The following is a 2,573-nucleotide window of genomic DNA, read 5'->3' as shown; positions in this document are numbered from 1 at the left end:
GGCTGGTGGTGTTCGGCATCAAGCCGACGCAGCCCGAGACCGGTTACGGCTATATCGAGGTCGCGGCCGAAAGCGGCGGCATTTTCGATGTGTCGCGTTTCGTCGAAAAGCCGGACCTGGCCACCGCACAGGCCTACCTCGAGGCCGGGAATTTCTACTGGAACACGGGTATCTTCCTGTTTCGGGCCGGCGCCATGCGCGACGCATTCCTGGCCTTCCAGCCCGACATATGGAACGCCACCGAGGCCGCCTATCAGGCCGCGACATCGGATCTGTCCGGGCTCTACATGCCGCTGGAGCTTTATGCGGCCATCCCGTCCAATTCGATCGATTATGCCATCATGGAGCGCGCCAGGGACATCGCCATGGTGCCGGCCGGCTTTCGCTGGAACGATCTCGGCTCCTGGCAGTCGCTGCTCGATGTCGGCCCTTCGGACAAGCAAGGCAACGTCATCATCGGCGATGTCGTCGCCATCGATTGCGAGAATTCCTATATCCGCAGCGACGGCCGCCTTTTGTCGGCGATCGGCATGAAGGATGTCGCTATCGTCTCGACCGCCGACGCCACCTTCGTCGCCCCGGTCAGCCATAGCCAGCACGTCAAGAAGATCGTCGAGCAGCTCGAAAAGTCGGGCCGGCTGGAAACCCGCTTCACGCCGGCGCATGACCGCGTCATCGAAAGCGGCGCCTGGCGCCGGCGCGTGCACCACTGGCTGTTCCAGGAGACCCTGCCGCTGTGGTCGACAGCGGGTGTCGACGAGCGGCAAGGCGGGTTCCACGAGGCGCTGGCCTTCGACGGCACGCCGCTGATGAAGCCCAAGCGCATGCGCACGCAGGCAAGACAGGTCTATGCCTTCGCCGTCGCCAGGGCGCGCGGCTGGGATGGTCCGGCCGACCGCCTGATCAACCATGGCATCGGGTTCATGACCAGGAACGGCCGAACCGCCAAGGGCGGCTGGGTCCGCACGCTGAACGTCGATGGTTCGGTCGCCGATGCCACCGAGGACGCCTACGACCACTCCTGCGTGCTCCTGGCGCTGGCGCATGCGCACATGTCAGGCAATGCGGATGCGCTGCGGCTTGGCGAGGAGACGTTCGCCTTTCTCGACGCGCATCTCGAGGATCGCCGCATGACCGGCTTCCTCGAGACGTCGGACGGTGAGGGCGAGCGCCGCTCCAACCCGCACATGCACCTCCTGGAGGCGTTCCTTGCCTGGCACCAGGCGACTGGCGAGCGCACCTATCTGCGCCGCGCGGCGCGCATCATCGACCTCTTCCGCAGCCATTTCTTCGACCCGGAAAGCTGGACGCTCGGCGAGTATTTCGATGCCGAATGGAAACCGTCCGCCGGCGAGAAGGGGACCTGGACCGAGCCCGGCCACCATTTCGAATGGGCCTCGCTGCTGGTCGATTTCGCGGCGCGCAGCGGCCAGACCGAACTGAGCGGCTTTGCCAGGAAGCTCTATGCCTCGGCCATCGCCAACGGGTTCAACCGTGCCACCGGCCTTGCCTATGGCGCCGTCTCGCGCCAGGCACTGCCGCTCGACCTGATATCGCGCAGCTGGCCACAGGCCGAGGCCGTCAAGGCGGCGATCGCGCTGGATGGTTCGGGGGGCCCCGACCTCAAGCCGGAGATCGAGGAGCGTGTCGGCCGGCTGTTCCGCTGGCACATCGATCCGGCGCCGCTTGGCCTGTGGATCGACCGCATCGACCAGCGCGGCCGCTCTGTGGCCACGGACGTCCCGGCCAGCATATTCTACCACCTGGTCTGCGCGCTCACCCAGTATCTGGACAATACCTTGGACCAGCGATGATGGTTCCAACCTGGCCAGCTAGCCTCTGTCGATAGGCGATGAAGCCGGAGTGGTGTGTAAATGGGGCCGTGGCTGGATGGCTGGGGCGCCAGGATTCGAACCTGGGAATGTCGGTACCAAAAACCGATGCCTTACCACTTGGCGACGCCCCAATTGCCGTCAGAGTCGCTTGGGCGGCGCGTTATTAGCAGAGCGCCAAAAAAGCACAATGCCTATGAGCGATGGCGCGAACATTGTACCCGGCAGCAAAACAGCGTCGCTTGATGTATGCAATCGCGCGCTTATTCGCCCCAGACGGCAAGCTCATTGCCCGCCGGATCGGCAAAGTGGAAGCGCCGGCCGCCGGGGAAGGGGAAGATCGGTTTGGTGATCGTGCCACCGGCACTTTGGACGGCGCCAAACGCTTCTTCCAGATCCTGGCTGTAGAGCACCGGCAGCGGTTTTGCAGGCGCCTCCGCGGCATCGGCCTGGAATCCGCCTTCCAGACCTTCGGCAAAGGCCGAATAGGTTGGCCCATAATCCGTGAACGACCAGGCAAAGGCGGCACTGTAGAATGCCTTCAACCGGTCCAGCGTGCCGCGGGTCGCAGGCATTTCGAGGTAGTCGAGTTTTCCGGACAGTTTCATCGGGCGCCTCTTGTTCTTGATATGTTCTAGCCCCCGTTGGTTGGGGTGACAAGTGTTTTTGAGGGGGCCTTTGCTTAATCGATTGTAGCGCAGAGTTGGCTTTGAGATGCCTTGCCTTTCGCAATGCAGCATC

General features: G+C 63.6%; 2 protein-coding genes and 1 tRNA gene. 1 reads left to right on the top strand and 2 read right to left on the bottom strand.

Annotated features, from left to right (window positions below; translation table 11 throughout):
* A partial coding sequence (locus tag WC739_RS25370) for an AGE family epimerase/isomerase (RefSeq protein WP_372955733.1) occupies nucleotides 1–1,814 on the top strand: 1,814 nt, incomplete at its 5' end.
* Nucleotides 1,815–1,891: 77 nt separating this feature from the next.
* Here the strand turns inward: WC739_RS25370 and WC739_RS25365 are convergent.
* Nucleotides 1,892–1,966, bottom strand: a tRNA-Gln gene (locus WC739_RS25365).
* 129 nt (nucleotides 1,967–2,095) lie between these two features.
* Nucleotides 2,096–2,440 (bottom strand): VOC family protein, encoded by a 345-nt coding sequence (locus tag WC739_RS25360; RefSeq protein ID WP_372955734.1) that lies wholly within the window; start codon nucleotides 2,438–2,440, stop codon nucleotides 2,096–2,098.
* Nucleotides 2,441–2,573 lie beyond the last annotated feature (133 nt).

It is taken from the genome of Mesorhizobium sp., assembly GCF_041661565.1.
GTDB lineage: Bacteria > Pseudomonadota > Alphaproteobacteria > Rhizobiales > Rhizobiaceae > Mesorhizobium.
The sequence above is the reverse complement of the archived record's forward strand: the minus strand, read 5'-3'. Positions and strand labels throughout refer to the sequence as shown.